The sequence below is a fragment of the Stenotrophomonas sp. KH_029 genome (genome assembly GCF_057839765.1).
The window spans coordinates 2,707,797-2,725,775 of sequence record NZ_CM174498.1 but is presented as its reverse complement, the minus strand read 5'-3'; the positions used below and the strand labels follow the sequence as shown (position 1 = coordinate 2,725,775).

Below are 17,979 nucleotides of genomic sequence, written 5' to 3'. Positions count from 1 at the left end.
CGTCGATGGCCCTTGAACCCCAGGCGCAGCGTTGGGACCGCATCCGCACCGAGCGTCGCGAGCAGATACTGGCAGCCGCGTCGCGTGCGTTCGCCCGGCACGGCGTGGACACCTGCAGCATGGGACGGATTGCAGCGGAGTGCGAGGCCACCAAGGTCACCCTCTACGCGCACTTCCGCAGCAAGCAGCTGCTGGCCGCAGCGGTCCTGCAGCGTTGGCTGGCAAGCGTCGAACGCGCGGTGGGCGCGATCGGGTCAGATACCGCCGGTCTGCACGATCTGCTGTGGTCGATGGCCCAAGGCCTGGAGCAGGTCACCCGCAGTGACGCCTACCGGGCCCTGTCCCGTGCGGTCCACCGGGGCGAAGCGGTTCCCGCGCACATCATGGCGGGATGGGAGCGCCGGTTTGATCGCCAACGGACGCAGCTGGAGGCGGCATTCGCAGCGTCGGGTTCGCCCGATGCCGGCCTGCATGCCGAAGTCTTTCTGACGCTGCTGGACCGGGTTGACCCGCCGCGCGGCGTGGGGGCGATCGTCAGGCTCTTCCTCGCCGCCTACCGAAAGCCCGGGTAAGTGCGCTTGCGTATCGCGATGGGCCGTGTCCGGTTCTGGCCGATAGCGGACCATCGGTCCGCCATGGCAACATTCAAAAGACGGAAGACGCTTGGGAAGGCCTGGCGTCATGAGACACGGCGAAGATGAACTCGGTTATTGCCAATGAAGTGATCTGGGGGCAGCGCCCCGATGAGGATGCGTTCATGATCAACATCCAGATTGGCACGCCATATCAGGTCGCGGATGATCCCATGGAGTGGGCTTGTCCGGTGGCAGTATTGCCACTTTATAAGAAGCTCCATGACGCCCATGGGGCCAGCTCGCTTCATGCCCTTTGCCTTGCCTCCTCGTTGGCGCTTGATTTGCTTCAAGGTTTCAAAGAGAAGGGCGGCGTTCTGTTCTATTCGCCCGGCGAGGACTTCCCACTCGAATCCTATGCGTTTGGAATTGCGATGAAGCAGGATAGCTGCTGATGGGTGCTTGAAACTGCGGCCGCATAGCTGTTTGGCCAGGGCCAAAGAATGATTCCTTGTGGCCGCAAGTAGACGCGTGCATCTCGATAAGGCTGTCGTCCGCGCCATGTGTCCGTTTCCGGCCAGGAGCGGACGACCGTAGCGGCTGACGACGGTCTAAAAACCGGGGCGATTCAGCGTAGTGTGACTCTATTCACAGAACCACCGCAAGGAACCTGGAGCGTTCCAACCAGTGCAATACTGTGGAAGCATTGACGCGGCCAATGCAAAGGAAGAATTGGAAGCCGCTTACTTACAAGGAAAGCGCAATGAAGCGATCAAGTATATCGCGGCCGGGAGCGGCCGCCCTCAGTATGGCGCTGGGCTTGGGTTTCCTGCAGGCAAGTGGCAGTGCCCAGGCATTCTCGGTCAGCGTGCATGCTGACATAACCAAGACGGAGTTGGCTGAAATACAGGGCCAGGCAGGCGCTGGACTGGTATTCCAGTGGGACGATCTGGCGCTGCAGCACATCGCCAACGAGAATCGCAAGGTTGATGACATCATTGATGGCTCGGCTGCCTTGTTCAGCCCAGAGCGCCACTTCACCAATGAGGATGTGTCTGCCGCCAGCGAGCGCATCATTGAGCTCCGTCGGCGCATCATCCAGACCGCACGAACCACTGGTGCGATACCCAGCGGCGCACGGCCGGGCTCCCGGGTGATCCGGGAAGACTTGGGAAAGGCTCTCCATACCATCCAGGACTATTACTCCCATGGCACATGGGTGGAGTTGGGAAACACCGACATCGATCGCCGGCTTGGCGTATCGGTGATTCCCCGCGTTCCCACATCTGTGGCGCCTTGTCCCTCCAATCCCAACGTCGTTGCGCCTACCGCAGGTGGCGCGTTGAGCACGTCGTACTTCGTTGGAATTGGTTCGCGGGAGACGTTCGGTTGTGATGTCCAGCAACTTCCGGCCAACAAGTGCTTTCACGGCAACTATCGCCCCACCTGCATGGGCATCAACAAGGATCTGAGTGCGCACGACGCCGCATCAGAAGGGGTCGCGCAGAATCCACGGCACGGCGCTGCGCGTGCACTCGCCGCCGAAGCAACCCGCGAGTTCGTGCAGGGCATCGTCGACGAGCTGGAGAATGACTACGATGCGCTGCGACAGTTGTTCAACGTGCGCTCGTCTTTCGTTGCAGTCATTGACCACACCACCAGCATGTCCGCCAGCATAGCCGGTGCAAAGGACCTTGTTGGGCAGATGGTCAATGCAGCGTCGCAGAGCTCGGAACTGGCGCCAGAGAACTACATCCTGGTCAGCTACGGCGATCCAGACGTAGACGCTGCGATCATCACCGTTGATCCGCAGATGTTCCTATCCCACATCAACGGAATCTCACTGCATGGTGGTGGCACCGACTGCCCGGAACTTACCAACTCCGGCATCCTGACCGCCGCCAATGCGGCATCGTTTGGCGCGGATATATGGGTGTTCACTGATGCCACATCCAAGGATCGCGACAAGCTCAATGCGCTGACTGCCTTGGCCAAGTCGAAGGGGCTCAAGATCAACTTCGCACTGACTGGCAGCTGCTCCCCGACCGATCCCGGCTACATCCAGCTGGCCAGCGACACCGGTGGCCAAGTGATGCGGGTGCAGCCCACGCAGATTGCGCAGCTCGCCGATGCCATCATTCCCGCAATGGGATATGGGCGTGGCGAAGTCCTCAACGTCAGCAAGGTGCTGGCCAGTGGAAGCGTTGACCGTCACAGCCTGCCGGTGGAGACCGGCATGCGCGAACTGACCATTGCACTGTCGGTACCACCGAACGATGTTCCGGCCAACCACAGTGTGGTGCTCACTGACCCCCAGGGTGCGGCCGTAACATCCGGCCCCGGCGTGGCGATCAGGAACTTCAACGGCAACTACACTGCCCGCATCACCGCACCGGCACCAGGGATGTGGTCGGTGGCTATTTCCGGAAATGGTCCGTATGCGTTGACCGCTGGCGGCATCGGCGCTGTCCAGTTCCCCCTGTTTGAATTCGTGGAGGTGAATGCAGATATCCACGGTGGTTTGTTCCCGCGGGGTGGATTCCCACTCGTCGGGGAGGATGCGCTGGCATCGGCTTCGCTGTTTGGCCCGGTCACCGGCGTGACCTTCGAAGGCATCGATCTGGCAGGCAATGCGCTGTTCCCCGTACCGATGTCGAAGCAAACACCGATGGAAGATGCGGACAACTATATTGGATCCGTGCCGGTATCCGGCACCCCCTTCCGGATCCGTGCCCGTGGCGTGGATGACCAAGGGAGAGCCTTCATGCGCGTGCATCCGGCGGTGTGGTCGGCACGCACCTTGGCGGTCCGTCGCAGCGAGCAGATTCCTGTGGAGGGCGCGGCGGGGCATGCAGTGGCGGTTCCGTACGAGGTCACCAACAGCGGCGCGGCAGGGCGCTTCCAGCTCACTGCGGTGGTCGACAACGGCTTCGGCGCGCAGGTAGAGCCAGCGCAGATGGACGTTGGGTCAGGCCAGACAGCGCAGGTTCTCGTAACATACGCCATACCCGATGAGTCAGTCCTGCTGGAGACCGCCGAGGCAGTCGTCACGGCCACGCGCGTGGGTAACGAACGCGACTACAACAGCGTCTCCACTCAGGTTTCCTCCAACGGTGTCGCCATTCGCAGCATCGCACCGGGTGAAATTGTGGGTGGCTTGAGCGGGGCGGCGGGTGATGTCATTGCCTTCCGTGTACCACTGCCAGCTGGAAAGACGTCGCTTAGCGTGATCAGCTACGGCGGTACAGGCGATATGTCGCTGTTCGGTGCCGATGGCCGGCCGGCCTCACGCGAGTCCTACGATGTGTTCTCCACGCGCCAAGGCAATAGCGAGACGATCCGCTTTACGGGCTTGGCGGGTAACGCGGTGTACTTCATAGTTAGCGGTGAGGCTGCGTTCTCGGGTGTGTCGGTGCGCGTTCAGTAAGCCACTTGCCCGGCTGCGCTGTGCAGCCGGGCACTCCCTCTGGAGCAGATTGGATGAAGACGGCTTGGCGTGTATTGGCGGCGATGTCATTGCTGTGCGCCACGCTCTCTGCGTGGCTGCTGTTCACTTCCGCAGCCGGTACAAGGATGTTTGCGGCGGGACAGCTATTCATCGCGGGAGCGTTGGCGTCCGTGGTGTGTGCAGTTATTTCGGCTTTACTCGTCGACATACGGCAACGGGTGATCAGCGTGGCGCTGCTCGCCGGCTATGGCGTGGCGTTGCTGGCGTTCGTGGTGGCAATGGGCAGCGTTCGTTGAGTAGCCGCCAGGCTTCCGCACATGCCCAGATTGCTTGGGCGAAAAGCTGGCAATGAATCAAACCCAGTCTCGGACGCATGCGCCTTGGCTCCGAATTCCCGACACCGGCTCGCTTCGCCCTGGACCATTTCCGGCCGATTGGGTACAAGTTGATCGTCTACCTTTCAGAGGTGGAAATGGATGACGTACCTATAGGCAGCCTAATCCGGGAGGCTTGAACGAGAGGACCGCTGCTGACCGGATCCGGTTCCAATGTTAGTCCGGAATCGAGTAACCCCGGAACGAACCTATCGGGCGCCAGGTCGCCAAGGTATGGGTCTTCAGGCCGTCGCCGCGATTGCGGCGCACCAAGCGCCCGCACGCCACTTGGCGAGTGCAATAGGCTTGAACTAGGATGCCGGTTCAAGGCGAACAAGGATGTTGACCATGTACCGTACAGCGGTATTTCTATTTCTGGCGCTCTCCAGCGGTGGCGCGTCGGCGGACACCGTCTGGAATGGCACCAGCGCCAGTTCGATCACCGCCGGTTCGGGCGATATTCTGAAGACAGGTGGTGCGGCACTCACCTTGTCCGCCGAATCGACCGGCACAGAAAAGTTTGCAGGCGCTATCACCTCACTGGATGCCGGTCCCTTCCAGGGGCGGGAAGTGCGCCTGGCCGGCACGGTCCTGGTCAAGGATGGCGCAGGCACCGCCGCGCTCTGGGTCCGAGCGGACGGCGCCCAAGGACGGTTGGCTTTTGCGAACTCGGCTGGCGCGCCGGTGCATGCCGGCGCGGGTCCACAAGCCAGGGAAGTGCAGCTCTACATTCCTTCCGGAACGACCACGCTCAAGCTTGGCGTGACATTGAGCAGTGCCGGCCGCGTGGATGTCGAGCACCTGGTGCTGACCGCGGAGCCTGCGGCTTCGGGCGCGGTATCTGCCTATGACATGGTCGAGTACGCCCTTTCCACCATTCGTGCCAATGCGCTGAACGCAGGCAGCGTGGACTGGGCAAACAGGCAGGAGGCGCTGCTGACGCCCGAGCTCAAGGAACTGCCCGCACAGGAGGCCTACGGCCGGATAGGGGAGGTTCTGGATGCGCTGGCAGATCGCCACAGCTTCCTTCAAGCTCCCAGGGAAGCCTTGGCGTACCGCCAGACCGCCGTTGCAACGAGGCCTATCGAGGCCAGGCAGATGCAGGACATCGGTTATGTACTGGTGCCGGGCCTGCGCGGAACCGATGCAGGCGCCGGCGAAGCGTTTGCCACCCAACTTTGTGAGCAGGTGGCAAGACTGGCGCCGACATCATCCAGGGGCTGGATCATCGATCTTCGTCAGAACACCGGCGGCAATATGTGGCCAATGCTCCGCGGGCTGCATTCACTGTTGGGTGATGGCGATATTGGTGCAATCCGTGATCGCAAGGGCGTGGCGACACCTTGGCGTGCACGGGGCTCCCGGACCTGTGGAGTCGACCTTTCCCGCAGTCGCGTGGCCGTCCTCGTGGGCCCGAAGACCGCAAGCTCGGGAGAGGCGGTGGCCGTAGCCTTCAGGGCCCGCCCTGGAACCCGATTCTTCGGGCAGCCGACCGCTGGGCTTGCCACCTCCAACCGCGCCTATGCGCTTCCCGACGGTGGTGCGCTTCGGTTGACGACGGCGGTGATGCTCGATCGTTCGGGAGCGGCCTATCTGCAAGGCATAACGCCCGAGAGTCTTGTTTCCACCGATCAGGATGCGATCGACGCAGCGGCAGTGTGGCTGCGCTCATCGCCTTGATATTGCGGCCTATGCGGAGTATTTCGCTCCTGGCCGAGAGCGGAAATGCGTCATTGCATTGATGCGTCCAACGACATCGGCGCATGTCATGCCGGCGTCCGGGTGTGTTGGTCGCCTATGCCATTTCCCCCTCGGGCCTTGTTGGCCTCCTCCAGCAACCAGTGCGCAAACGCCTGTACCGGCCCGGTAGTCAAGCCGATCGGCTCGGGCAACACCAGGCAGAACGTCTTGGACACTGCGCTGCCCTGTGGCCAGGGCGCGACCAGCCGGCCTTGCGCCAGCTCCGCGTCCACGTACATGCGTGGCACCAGCGCGACCCCGAGGCCAGCCAGCGCCGCTTCAATCAGCATCGCGTGCAGGTCGTAGCGCGCGCCCACCGCCGGATTGGCGAGGGCGACGCCCGTGTCCTGGGCGTATTGCTGCCAGGCATCCGGGCTATGCCGCCGGTGCAGGCGAGGCAGCGTTTCCAATACAGGCGCGCGCTTGCGCCCGTTGACGAGCGAGGGATGGCAGACCGGCAACAGCACTTCCTGCAGTAGCCGGTAGGTCCGCATGCCCGCCCACGCCGGGTGCTCGAAGTGCACGGCGGCATCGAAGCCGCTTCCGACCAGCGCGAACGGCTCGGTGCGCTCGGAAAGGTGCACGGTGATATTGGGATGCAGCCGGGTAAAGCCCGGCAGGCGAGGGATGAGCCAACGCAGCGCGAATGTTGGCGTAGCGGCGATGTCAAGGCTGGCCGCGTTGTCCGGCTGGCCCATCAGGTACTGGCTGTCCCGGTCCAGGCGGTCCAGCGCCTCGCGGACCTGGGCCGCATAGCGCTGGCCATTGGGCAGCAGGCGGACGCGGTTGCCAACCCGTTCGAACAACCCGACCCCAAGGAACGACTCCAGCCGGCCGATCTGGCGGCTGATGGCCCCTTCGGTCAGGGAAAGCTCCTCGGCCGCCCGGGCGAAACTGCCGTGGCGGGCGGCCGCCTCGAAGGCGATGAGGGCGGTGCTGCTGGGAATCTTCCTGCGCATGGGGCACTCCACTCAGCTTGATCTTTCATCACTGAAGCATACCGAACAATCGATTTGATGGCCGAAGATGCAGGGCTAGCATGATGGAACATCAACGAAGGAGGCCGGCGCGAGACGCCCGGCCAGGAGTATTGCCGTGATCTACACCGTCGAATGCAGCTTCGCCGATCCCACTTGCGAGATGGAGTGGAACGGCTTCTACAGCCTGCACAAGCTGCCCGCGCTCATCTCCGTGCACGGCTTCCATACGTCACAGCGGTTCAGGGCATGCGGCGCCGGGTGCCCGACTTACCTGGCCCTGCATTCCATCGATGGCCTGGATGTCCTGCAGGGCGAGGAGTATCGCCAGAAGGGCGGCGGCAACTTTGCGCGCTGGCAGCAGCACATCACCGACTGGCATCGCAATCTGTACGACGGCCTGGATCGGGCTCCGGCGATCGGGCAGGGCGAGTATCTGCTGGTAAGTCGCGTCGGTCCCGGGCCGCTCACCGCCATGGGAACTACGCCACAGGCAATGCATGCGGTCGCACTCGACCGTGTTCCTGCGGCAGTCTGGCTGGCACGACTGCGGCATGGCGTGGATCCCGGCGTGGACCGGCTTCCAGCGGGCGTGCACGCGTACGCGCCCATGACCCCGCAGCTGCACAGCCCGCACGCTGCAGCATGCCCGCTGCCGGAGCAGCACCGCGATGCCTAGCCTCACGATCTATTTCACCGAGGACCGCATGCCTCTGGAAGCGCACCTGGCAGCATTGACCGAGCGAAGCGCCCGATTGTGCGGCGAACTGCTTGGCGCGGCTCAGGACAAGGTGCACATCCACTACGTGGCGGTACGCCACGGACGAGGCCATCTGGCATGCGCGGAGCTGACATACCGCCTGCAACCGGAGAGGACGCCCGCGATCATGGATGAATTCACCCTGCAGCTTGATCACGCCATCCAGCATCATGCCGGTCTGAGGGCACGCATTCGCTGCTTTGGCTACCCCGCCACGTCGCTTCACGCACGGAACTGAGCATTGGCCATGAACCCATCCATCATTGAACCGGGCCTGCCTGCGCGGCAGATCGGTGACTTCCTGATCCAGGCGATCAGCGATGGCCACCTGACAGCCCGCTTGGACCTGCTTTCCGCCATCGACCCGGCCGAGGCAACCCGGTTGCAGTTGCAGGCCGGGGCCAGCGATCCCTGCTCGATCCATATCAACTGCTACCTGGTGCGTGGAAGGGGCCGCACGATGCTCATCGATGCAGGCGCTGGCGGCATCAAGGGATGGGGTGGGCAGCTGAAGGCGAATCTGGCGCGCGCAGGTGTGCAGCCCTCGGATGTGGATACGATCCTGCTGACCCATGCGCATCCGGACCATATCGGGGGCCTTCTCGATGCTCAAGGCCAGGCAGTCTTTCCCGGCGCGGAGCTGCTCATCCATCCACGCGAACTCTCCTTCTGGGAGGATGACGGCAACCTTGCCCGGAGCAACGAGCGCGCACGCGGGAATTTCCTGCTTGCGCGTCAGGTGTTCGCCGGGTATCGCCGCAATCTGCGCTTGTTGGTGCAGGGGGATGTGTTGCCGGGCATAAGCGTGGTGCCGCTTGCCGGCCATACGCCAGGCCACACCGGCTATCGCCTCGAGTCGGAGGGGAGCAGTGCATTGATCTGGGGTGACATCGTGCATTTCCCCCACATACAAATCGCCAGACCCGAAGTATCCATCGCATTCGACCAGGACCCTGGGCTTGCCGCTGTCGCAAGGTCAAGGCTTCTGGATGTTGTCAGCACCGATGGGCTGCTGGTCGCCGGTATGCACCTGGGCGAGTTGGGGTTCGCGCACATCCAGCGCAAGGGAAAGGGCTACGCAATCACCTACCGTCGTTGAAGAAGCTCATTATCCATAAAATTCCCCAAGTTCCTTTTCGCGATATCCATGCCATGGGCCGCGCTGGCACCGCCGGCAGATCAAGCCGACGTGCCCAACGCAATCGCTGCAAAGGCGATGAGATTCAGCAGCATGTGCGCCAGTACGCACAGGACCAACGAGTTGCACCGCACCCGGACCACGTAGATCGCCAGCGAGAAGGCGACCAGCGACACCAGGCGGATGGGCTCCACGTTTCCGGATTCGCCCAGGAAATGCATCCCGACGAACAGCGCTGTTCCCAGCCCCGCTGCGCCAATGACATCCACCCGCCGGCTGAGCAGGTCGAAGACCACGCCACGATGAAGCAGCTCTTCCAGTACCGGTGCCACCACCACGATGGCAATGAACATCGGTAGCAGGTACTCGCGCGCCGCCGGAAATGCCATCGCGGAGGCCGGGGGGACTACCTCCATCATCAGGTAGGTGACCGTCGCCAGACAGAAGGAGACCGCCGCCGGAAGCAGGAGTGCCACGGCGGCGGCTTTCCGGTGCGCGCAGATCCACTGAAGCTCCCGTCGCCATCGCTGGCGGTCGCGCCAGCTCCAGGCCAGCCCCAGTATCAACGCGAGTAATGCGGCAACCAGGTAATGCACCCAGGCCCCACCGATGGGGCGCATGACGACGTTTGCGGCCGCTCCGTCCCACGTGAGCCCACGCGATTCCAGGTAGTCCGTGCCAAAGGCGGATTCCTCGGCAGCGAACTTGCAACGGATCCACCAGTGCCCATCGCCCATGGCAGCCGATGCATCCGAGCAGGTGATTCCGTGCCGGGCGTCTGTGCCATAGACCGCGCTGCCATCGCGGACGCCCGGCTTGCCCGCCGGCTCGGCGATCTTGAAGGTCAAATCCATCGAGCGGACGCCGCCGATCATTGATGCCACCATCAACGCCATGGACACCGCGAACACCATAGCGATGGAGAGGCCCATCGCGGCGGCAAAGCGAAACACAGGCATGATGCGTGGCAGTCGGTCCATGATTACATTCAGCATTATTTCAATAGTCCATTTGAAATGCCGGGAAGCGTGAGGGTCATTGAGTCGACCGAGGCTCTGTCATCATCATATGACCATGGGGGCCAACGGTCGCTCGAGCCCATGGCGCCGTTCCGTTTGCGGCTCATATGCGCTTCCAGTCGTAAAGGCTGAGTTGCGAGATGGTGTTTTTCCCAGGACAAGCTTCACTTTGAGGCCTGTCATTTTCTCAATTTCCGCAGCGGCAGGCTGATAGCTGTCTTCATCCATGCCTTGAACCCATATCTCAATCAAGCCAAGCTCAGGGCGCCCATCTACGCTGGTAGCGTCCGGGATGAGTTCGGCAACCTTGGGTACCGCCCTTTTCATAATCGCGATGAACTCTTGTTCCGTGTATGCGTATCCTTCCTCAAATTCAACCCTGATGTTCGATCCACCGACGGTGATGCGCTGAGTGGATTCCACTGCGCTTCCTTTCAGACCAACCACCAGGTGTTGATCGGGGAGATGCGCTATCGAAACAAACGCAACCCTTTCCCTGTATCGCGCCTTCAGGCGCTCTATATGCGGCGGGAGCTCGGATTCAATCTGGATCCGCTGCTGGGCGGTCTTGGGCGAAACGCCCGTATCCCGCATGTAGGATCTCGCGGCAGCATCGGATTCAGCCGTCGCCATCGATGGGGAGATAGCCATGCTTTGTGCCGAAGCGATGACAATAATCAGGGAAATCAGCGACATCTGTTGTTCCTCCTTGGCTATCTCAATGCCGGAACCATCGTTGGTTCCATACAGCAGCGTAGCAACACCCGGCTTGGTCCGGCAGCGTATGCGTCCGTAGTTTTCTGTGACTGACATCGCTCATCGTGTTGCTGGAAACCAAGCGACGCGCCCGCATGTCCTGCCGTTGCCGGGCAAGGAACGACGATGATCATTGACACGCCACGACCAACGGTCGTGGCCTACCGGTTGCCGAATTCGCGCAGCAGCACCACCAGCGAGGCGATATTGGCCACCACGCACAGCGCGAATACCCACTGGAATGCGGTCTTGCGGTGCTTGTGGGCGAACACCGATTGGCCCAGCAGCGCGCCCGGCCAGCCGCCGGCGAAGGCCAGTAGCTGCAGGGTGCGTTCGGGCGTGCGCCAGCGGCCCAGCCGCGCGGCGCGCTTGTCGTGCCCGTACAGTGCGAATGCCACCACGCTGGCGAGGGCGTACCAGGCGGCCAGCCACGCTGGCAGCCAGCCGCTGACCGCCGCGCCGGCCAGGGCGCCGGCGGCGGCCAGTGCCAGGTAGCGGCGGCCGTGCCTCACAGCGTGACGAGGAAGTCGCCCACCGCCGGCCCGAACCGTGCGAAGTCCACCAGGAACGCATCATGCCCCTGCGGTGAATCCAGTCCGATGAACTGCGCATCGGCGCCGCCGGCGCGCAGGCCGTCGGCGATCTGTTGTTGCTGCTGGACCGGGAACAGGATGTCGGTGTTGGCGCCGATCGCCAGCGCCTTGCCCACCTTGATGCTGGCTAGGCCGGCCAGTACGTCGCCGTCGGCATATTCGGCCAGGTCGAACCAGTCCATCGAGCGGCTCAGGTACAGATAGCAGTTGGGGTCGAAGAAGCGCACAAAACGCCGGGCGTGGCCTTCCAGGTAGCTTTCCACCTGGAATTCCAGGCCGAACGGATCTTCGTCGGTCTGGTCCGAATCCAGCCGCACGCGGCCGAAGCGGCCATCCCATTCCAGCGCCGAGCGGTAGGTGATCACGCCCAGCTTGCGCGCCATGCGCATGCCCGATTCGGGATAGCTGTCGTCGCTGTAGCGGCCGGCGTCCCACTTGGGATCCAGGCGGATCGCCTCGCGCTGCAGCGAGCGGATCGCGATGGAGAACGGCAAGGCCTGGGCGCTGCCGGAGATGTTGATGTGGCTGCGGGCGATGCCCGGGTGCAGCAGCAACACGGCCAGCGCAGTCATGCCGCCCATCGAGTTGCCGATCACGCAGGCCAGTTCGCTGATGCCCAGGGCGCGCACTACTTCTACTGCGGCGCGCGCGCCGTCTTCGATCGACAGTTCCGGGAAGCCCAGCCGGTACAGCGCGCCGGTGTCCGGGTCGATGCTGGCCGGGCCGGTGGAGCCCTTGCAGCTGCCCAGCGAATTGACGCAGACCACGAACCAGCGGTCGGTGTCGATCGGCTTGCCCGGGCCGAGCATGGCTTCCCACCAGCCGGGGGCCGGGTTGTCGGCGTTGGCGGCGGCATGCGCATCCGGGGACAGCCCGGTGACCAGCAGGATCGCGTTGGCGGCCTGCGCATCCAGGGTGCCCCAGGTTTCATAGGCCACGTGCGCGCCGTGCAGGGCGCCACCGCGCTTGAACGGGAAGGGGGAGGGCAGGGCGTGGTAACGGGTGCCGGCCGGAATGAATTCAGTCATGCGGCCATTTTAGCCCGGCCGCAGGCCGCGGCCGAGGGGGCGCCCGCCGAGCCCTGTAGTGCCGGCCCTAATGCGGATCCGGCGCGCCCAGTACCAGTTGCACCGTTCCGGCATGCGGCAGGCGCACGCGCACCGGCGCCGAATCCAGGTCGCCGTCCTGGCGGCTGGCGTTGCCGGAGACGGACAGGCGGGCAAACACCTCCACTTCGGCGTGCGCCGATAGCGGCTGGGTCGGCATCGGGCTGTCGGCATGGTCCAGGCTGAGCTGCAGCGGCAGCGCACCGAGCGGGTGTTTTTCCACCGCCACCGGCATCGGCGGGCCGCCCGGCACGCGGGCGATCACGAACACGCTGGCATCGGCGGGCAGGGACGCGCGCGCGGCAAATGCCGGGTCCAGCCGGACCTGCACGGCCACGGCAGTGCTGGCCGGTGCGCCGGTGTCGGCGGTTGCAGCCGGCAGGCCGGCCTTGTCGCGGGCGATGGCGATCTGTTCGCGCAGCGCGGCTGCCGCGCCCGGGTCCAGGCGCGGCAGCAGGGCCTCCCAGATGCCGGCCGCTTCGGCGTCCTGGCCGCGCTGGCGCAGGGCGATGCCGAGCAGCCAGCTGGCGCGCTCGGCGTCGGGGGCCAACTGCCGGGCGTGGCGCAGCCACTGCACGGCGGTGTCGTCGAACTGTTTGCCGGCATCGGCTTGGGCGCGCGCCTGCGCGGCTTCGACCAGTACGCCGGGATCATCCGGGGCCAGCGCCACCGCCCGCGCGAACGCATCGGCCGCCGGCTGGTGCTGGCCCAGTTCGGTGCGCGCGCGGCCGAGCAGGGCCCAGCCGTCGGCGCGCTGCGGGTCGCGCTGCAGGGCCTGCTCCAGCGCCTGCACGCCCTGGCGCATGTCGGTGGGCGCGGCGGCCACGGCGGCCGATGGCGCCTGCGGCTGCCCGACCAGCAGGTACAGGCAGGCACCGGCCACGCCCACGGCCAGCACCATCGCGATGAAGGGTACGCGCCCGCCGCTGCGGCGCAATGGCCACAGCACCAGCAGCGCGGCCACGGTCGCGGTCAGCGCCGCCAGCGCGGGCAGCCACGCGCTCACCAGCCGTCCCCGGTGGTGTCGATCGGCTGGACCTGCCGGCTGCGCCGGCGCACCACCCAGACCAGTACCCCGGCCCCGGCCAGCAGCAGCACGGCCGGGCCGAACCACAGCACGCTGTTGCGCGCATCCATCGGCGGGCGGTACAGCACGAACGGGCCATAGCGGTCGACCAGGAACTGCTTGATCTGCGCATCGTCATGGCCCTGCTGCATCAGCAGCAGTACTTCACGGCGCAGGTCATGGGCGATCTGCGCGTTGGAATCGGCCAGCGACTGGTTCTGGCACTGCACGCAGCGCAGTTCGGCGGCCAGCGCGTGGAAGCGTGCTTCCTGCGCGGCATCGCGGTAGTGCAGCGGGGTAGGGTCGGAGACCGCCTGCGCCGGGGCCAATGCAGGTGCCAGCAGGGCCGCGGCCAGGACCGCCGCGCGCAGCACCGGCAGGCGCCTACGGCGCGGCCGGCAGGGAACTTGCAGCATCGGCATTGGCACGCTCCACCTTTTCCAGTTCGGGAATCAGCCGGGTATCGATCACCTGCTGGGTCAGCGCGCCGCTGTACTTCCAGCGCACCACGCCACTGGCGTCGACCAGGAAGGTTTCCGGCGCGGCGGTGACGCCCCAGTCGATCGCGGTGCGGCCTTCGATGTCGGTGAGCACCAGCACGAACGGATTGCCCAGCTGTTCCAGCCAGCGCAGCGCATCGGCCGGTTCGTCCTTCCAGTTGTAGCCGATCACGCGCACGCGCTTGGTTTCGGCAAAGCGGGTCAGCACCGGGTGCTCTTCGCGGCAGGCCGCGCACCAGCTGCCCCACACATTGAGCACGTAGGGCGCGCCGCGCAGTTCGCTGCTGCTGACCTGGATGCCGGGGTCATGCAGTACCGGCAGGGTGAACGCCGGTGCCGGCTTGCCGATCAGCGCCGAGGGCAGGATGTCGCGATCGGGCGCGCCGGACTTCATCACCCCGTACACCATCAGCCCAAGCAGCCCGAAGAAGAACAGCACGCCGATGACGATGGCCACCGGCGGCAGCGGACGGGAAGCGGGGCGGGGGTCGGACACGGGGAACTCCTGGACGGCAGATGGCTAGGGACGGCGGAAACGACGGTCGGCGGCGGTGACAAAGCCACCCAGGGCCATCAGCAGGGCGCCCAGCCAGATCCAGCGGACGAACGGTTTGATGTGCACGCGCACCGCCCAGGCATTGTTGCCCAGCGGCTCGCCCAGCGCCACGTACACATCGCCGCGCACGCGGGCCAGGATGCCCGCTTCGGTCATCATCTGGCCGCCGCTGGCGTACTGGCGTTTTTCCGGGTGCAGCAGGGCCAGTTCGCGGTCGTGGCGCAGCACGCGTACATGGCCGCGGTCGGCGCTGTAGTTCGGGCCGAGCTGGTGGTCCACGCCTTCAAAGCGCAGTTCATAGCCGCCCACCTGCAGGGTCTGCCCGGGCGACAGGGCGACCTCGCGTTGTACGTTCAAGGCTTCCACCAGCAGCGCGCCGGCCAGGAACACCGCCACCCCGCCATGGGCGAGGAGCATGCCGACCATTTCCGCATTGAAGCGGCCGTTGCCGCGCAGCCGGGTCCACACAAAGCGCGCGGTGCCCAGCGCCACCCAGGCCGCGCCGGTAACGCCGGCAGCGGTCTTGAGCGCGCCCTGCGGCGCCGTGAAATACGCGATCGCGCCCAGCAGCAGTGCCAGCCCGGCCCAGGGCGCCAGCAGCGCCAGCGCGCGGCGCGGCTGGTCGCGCTGCCAGTTGACCAGCGGGCCGAACGGCAGCAGGGCTACCAGCGGGACCATCAGCAATAGGAACAGCGTGCCGAAGTAGGGCGGGCCCACCGATACCTTGCCCAGCCCCAGCGCATCGGCCAGCAGCGGGTACAGCGTGCCCAGCAGCACCATCGCGCAGGCCGCGGCCAGCAGCAGGTTGTTGGCCAGCAGCAGGGTTTCGCGCGAGGTGGGCAGAAAGCCGCGGCGCGGGTCGTCGTTGCCCAGCGCACCGGCGCGCAGCGCATACAGCAGCAGCGCGCCGCCGATCACCAGGGCCAGGAACACCAGGATGAAGGTGCCGCGCGAGGGATCGGCGGCGAAGGAATGCACGCTGGTCAGCACGCCCGAACGGACCAGGAAGGTGCCCAGCAGCGACAGCGCGAACGCGGCGATGGCCAGCAGCAAGGTCCAGCTGGCGAAGCTGCCACGTTTTTCGGTGACCGCCTGCGAATGGATCAGCGCCGCCCCGGCCAGCCACGGCAGGAAGCTGGCGTTCTCCACCGGGTCCCAGAACCACCAGCCGCCCCAGCCCAGCTCGTAGTACGCCCACCAGCTGCCCAGCGCGATGCCCAGGGTCAGAAAGCCCCAGGCCACGTTGGTCCACGGCCGGGTCCAGCGCAGCCAGCGCGCATCCACCCGGCCTTCCAGCAGCGCGGCGATGGCGAAGGCGAACGGCACCGCAAAGCCGACGTAGCCCACGTACAGCATCGGCGGGTGGATGATCAGCCCGGGGTCCTGCAGCAGCGGGTTGAGGTCGCGGCCTTCCAGCGGCGCCGGGATCAACCGCGCGAACGGGTTGGAGGTGAAGATCAGGAAGGCCAGGAAGCCGATGCTGATGATGCCGAGCACGCCCAGCACGCGCGCGCAAACCTGCGCCGGCAACCGCTGCGACCACAGCGCCACCGCGCCGCTCCACAGCGCCAGCACCAGCGCCCACAACAGCAGCGAGCCCTCATGGGCGCCCCATACCGCCGAATAGCGGTAGGCCAGCGGCAGCAGGCTATTGGAATTTTCGGCCACATAGCGCACCGAGAAATCCTGGCCGACAAAGGCCGCAGTCAGTACCGCAAAGGCGCCCAGCAACAAGGCCAGTTGGGCGAACGCGGCCGGGCGCGCCACCGCCATCCATGCCTGCTGCCCGCGCTGGGCGCCCCATAGCGGCAGCACCGCTTGCAGCATGGCCATCAACAACGCACTGACCAGCAGCACCTGGCCCAGTTCGGGCAGCACTCAGGGCGCTCCGGCCGGCGCCACCGGCACATCGTGCTTGCGGTGGGCCTGGCCCATCTTGTCGGCCACTTCCTTGGGCACGTAGTTTTCATCGTGCTTGGCCAGCACTTCATCGGCGATGAAACGGCCGTCCTGCAGGCGGCCGCTGGCGACCACCGCGGTGCCTTCGCGGAACATGTCCGGCAGAATCCGCGAGGTGCTCACCGGCAGGGTGGCATCGCCATCGGTAACCACGAAGTGCGCCTCCAGCGAACCGGTGGCGCGCTGGAACGAGCCCTTCACCACCATGCCGCCCAGGCGGAAGCGCGATTGCGGGTCGACCTCGCCGCGCAGCACTTCGGCCGGCGTATACAGATAGGCGATATTGCGCTGCAGGGCGAACGCCACCAGGGTGGTGGCCAGCGCCGAAGCCAGCAGCAGCAACAACACCCAGATCATGCGGCGGCGTTGTACCGGGGTCATCGGCTCAGCTCCGGCGCCAACGGGGTGCCGGTTTGCGGCTGGGCGCGTGCCTGCAGCCGTTGCTGGCGGCGCAGGGCCTGCCGCCGCGCCAGGCGCAGGCGCAGCCACGACCCCAGCGCATCGCTGCCGAGCACCAGGAAGAACACCGCGTAGGCGGCGATGATGAAGGGCAGGTGGCTCATCGCGGCGCATCCTCGATCGGGGCCGACGGGGTGCCGGCCAGTTGCCCGCCGACCCAGGCCTTGCCGGCTTCGCGGCTCAGGTTGTCGGCGCGCGCCTTGGCCAGCAGCGAACCGACGAACCACAATTTGGTGGCCACCACCATCCACCACAGCGGCGCGATCAGTTCATCGCGCACCGCGTTGGTGCCAAAGACATTGATCGACTGGCGCTGGTGCAGGCCGCCGAACCAGTCCACCGAATAGCGGATCACCGGCAGCAGGCCGACCCCGACGATGGCCAGCAGGCCGGCTGCGCGCGCGGCGCTGCGGCGGTCTTCGATGGCGTGGTACAGGCCGATCACGCCCAGGTACAGGAACAGCAGGATCAGCTCGCTGGTCAGGCGCGGGTCCCAGTCCCACCAGCCGCCCCAGGTGCCCTTGCCCCAGATGCTGCCGGTGAGCAGGGTGATCAGGGTGAAGCCGGCGCCCATCGGGGCACAGGCCATTGCCAGGATTTCGCAGATCTTGATCCGCCAGACCAGGGCGATGACCGCATAGAAGGCCATCAGCGCGAACACGAACAGGCTCATCCAGGCACTGGGCACGTGGATGTAGATGATCCGGAAGGCATCGTTCTGGGTCTGCTCGGGCGGCACCACGAACAACCCCTGCCAGACGCCGATCAACAGCACCGGCAGCGCGGCCACGTAGAACACGCGCGACCAGCGCGCGGCAAAGCGGTCGAAGGTGGGCGGCGAACCGAGTTGGTGGAACCAGCGGACGATAGTGTGCATGCAGCGGTGGCTATCCAACGAAGGGCGACGATTCAACGGACGTGACGCAGCTGGTTGAACGATGACGCTGGAAACGGTG

Annotated in this window: 20 protein-coding genes; 8 read left to right on the top strand and 12 right to left on the bottom strand. The window is 65.3% G+C overall.

Annotated elements, in window-relative coordinates; all coding sequences use genetic code 11:
- Positions 1–5: 5 nt before the first annotated feature.
- From AC3ITM_RS12365 to AC3ITM_RS12345, 5 genes are all read left to right on the top strand, one after another.
- The gene (locus tag AC3ITM_RS12365; RefSeq protein ID WP_489265351.1) at positions 6–572 is read left to right on the top strand and encodes a TetR/AcrR family transcriptional regulator; all 567 of its coding nucleotides are present in this window, start codon (positions 6–8) and stop codon (positions 570–572) included.
- A 125-nt stretch (positions 573–697) separates the two neighbouring features.
- Positions 698–1,027, top strand: coding sequence for a hypothetical protein (locus AC3ITM_RS12360; RefSeq protein WP_489265350.1), 330 nt, complete (start codon positions 698–700; stop codon positions 1,025–1,027).
- A gap of 308 nt (positions 1,028–1,335) precedes the next feature.
- Positions 1,336–3,999: a hypothetical protein gene (locus AC3ITM_RS12355; RefSeq protein ID WP_489265349.1), complete on the top strand. Its 2,664-nt coding sequence runs from the start codon at positions 1,336–1,338 to the stop codon at positions 3,997–3,999.
- Between the two features lie 53 nt (positions 4,000–4,052).
- Positions 4,053–4,316: a hypothetical protein gene (locus tag AC3ITM_RS12350; protein ID WP_489265347.1), complete on the top strand. Its 264-nt coding sequence runs from the start codon at positions 4,053–4,055 to the stop codon at positions 4,314–4,316.
- Positions 4,317–4,742: 426 nt separating this feature from the next.
- Complete coding sequence (locus tag AC3ITM_RS12345) at positions 4,743–6,074, top strand: S41 family peptidase (protein WP_489265346.1); 1,332 nt, start codon at positions 4,743–4,745, stop codon at positions 6,072–6,074.
- Positions 6,075–6,160: 86 nt separating this feature from the next.
- Here the strand turns inward: AC3ITM_RS12345 and AC3ITM_RS12340 are convergent, their stop codons facing one another.
- On the bottom strand, positions 6,161–7,093 hold the full coding sequence (locus AC3ITM_RS12340) for a LysR substrate-binding domain-containing protein (RefSeq protein WP_489265344.1): 933 nt from the start codon (positions 7,091–7,093) through the stop codon (positions 6,161–6,163).
- A 136-nt stretch (positions 7,094–7,229) separates the two neighbouring features.
- Between AC3ITM_RS12340 and AC3ITM_RS12335 the strand changes: the two genes are divergently transcribed.
- Genes AC3ITM_RS12335 through AC3ITM_RS12325 form a run of 3 tightly spaced genes read left to right on the top strand, consistent with a single transcriptional unit; the run spans position 7,230 to position 8,970 of the window.
- The gene (locus AC3ITM_RS12335; protein WP_489265342.1) at positions 7,230–7,790 is read left to right on the top strand and encodes a hypothetical protein; all 561 of its coding nucleotides are present in this window, start codon (positions 7,230–7,232) and stop codon (positions 7,788–7,790) included.
- The gene (locus tag AC3ITM_RS12330; RefSeq protein WP_489265340.1) at positions 7,783–8,109 is read left to right on the top strand and encodes a hypothetical protein; all 327 of its coding nucleotides are present in this window, start codon (positions 7,783–7,785) and stop codon (positions 8,107–8,109) included. Before AC3ITM_RS12335 ends, AC3ITM_RS12330 begins: the two co-directional genes overlap by 8 nt.
- A gap of 9 nt (positions 8,110–8,118) precedes the next feature.
- Positions 8,119–8,970: an MBL fold metallo-hydrolase gene (locus AC3ITM_RS12325; protein ID WP_489265338.1), complete on the top strand. Its 852-nt coding sequence runs from the start codon at positions 8,119–8,121 to the stop codon at positions 8,968–8,970.
- A gap of 80 nt (positions 8,971–9,050) precedes the next feature.
- Here the strand turns inward: AC3ITM_RS12325 and AC3ITM_RS12320 are convergent, their stop codons facing one another.
- From AC3ITM_RS12320 to ccmC, 11 genes are all read right to left on the bottom strand, one after another.
- Entirely contained in the window at positions 9,051–9,989 is a 939-nt protein-coding gene (locus AC3ITM_RS12320; protein ID WP_489265337.1) for a CPBP family intramembrane glutamic endopeptidase, read from the bottom strand.
- A gap of 84 nt (positions 9,990–10,073) precedes the next feature.
- The gene (locus AC3ITM_RS12315) at positions 10,074–10,841 is read right to left on the bottom strand and encodes a hypothetical protein (RefSeq protein ID WP_489265335.1); all 768 of its coding nucleotides are present in this window, start codon (positions 10,839–10,841) and stop codon (positions 10,074–10,076) included.
- Positions 10,842–10,945: 104 nt separating this feature from the next.
- Positions 10,946–11,296: a DUF1294 domain-containing protein gene (locus AC3ITM_RS12310; RefSeq protein WP_489265333.1), complete on the bottom strand. Its 351-nt coding sequence runs from the start codon at positions 11,294–11,296 to the stop codon at positions 10,946–10,948.
- Positions 11,293–12,405, bottom strand: coding sequence for a homoserine O-acetyltransferase MetX (gene metX / locus AC3ITM_RS12305; protein WP_489265332.1), 1,113 nt, complete (start codon positions 12,403–12,405; stop codon positions 11,293–11,295). The genes AC3ITM_RS12310 and metX overlap by 4 nt, the downstream gene beginning before the upstream one ends.
- Before the next feature lie 67 nt (positions 12,406–12,472).
- A complete protein-coding gene (locus tag AC3ITM_RS12300) occupies positions 12,473–13,492 on the bottom strand; it encodes a tetratricopeptide repeat protein (RefSeq protein WP_489270100.1) in 1,020 nt (339 codons plus the stop codon).
- A complete protein-coding gene (locus AC3ITM_RS12295) occupies positions 13,486–13,920 on the bottom strand; it encodes a cytochrome c-type biogenesis protein (RefSeq protein WP_429000395.1) in 435 nt (144 codons plus the stop codon). The genes AC3ITM_RS12300 and AC3ITM_RS12295 overlap by 7 nt, the downstream gene beginning before the upstream one ends.
- A 13-nt stretch (positions 13,921–13,933) precedes the next feature.
- A complete protein-coding gene (locus AC3ITM_RS12290; protein ID WP_429000396.1) occupies positions 13,934–14,458 on the bottom strand; it encodes a DsbE family thiol:disulfide interchange protein in 525 nt (174 codons plus the stop codon).
- 111 nt (positions 14,459–14,569) lie between these two features.
- Positions 14,570–16,483: a heme lyase CcmF/NrfE family subunit gene (locus AC3ITM_RS12285; RefSeq protein ID WP_489265330.1), complete on the bottom strand. Its 1,914-nt coding sequence runs from the start codon at positions 16,481–16,483 to the stop codon at positions 14,570–14,572.
- Positions 16,484–16,945: a cytochrome c maturation protein CcmE gene (gene ccmE / locus AC3ITM_RS12280; protein ID WP_228886822.1), complete on the bottom strand. Its 462-nt coding sequence runs from the start codon at positions 16,943–16,945 to the stop codon at positions 16,484–16,486.
- Positions 16,942–17,127 carry a heme exporter protein CcmD gene (locus tag AC3ITM_RS12275; protein ID WP_489265328.1) on the bottom strand — a complete coding sequence of 62 codons (186 nt, stop codon included), beginning with the start codon at positions 17,125–17,127 and terminating at the stop codon, positions 16,942–16,944. The genes ccmE and AC3ITM_RS12275 overlap by 4 nt, the downstream gene beginning before the upstream one ends.
- Complete coding sequence (ccmC, locus tag AC3ITM_RS12270; RefSeq protein ID WP_489265326.1) at positions 17,124–17,900, bottom strand: heme ABC transporter permease CcmC; 777 nt, start codon at positions 17,898–17,900, stop codon at positions 17,124–17,126. The genes AC3ITM_RS12275 and ccmC overlap by 4 nt, the downstream gene beginning before the upstream one ends.
- Positions 17,901–17,979 lie beyond the last annotated feature (79 nt).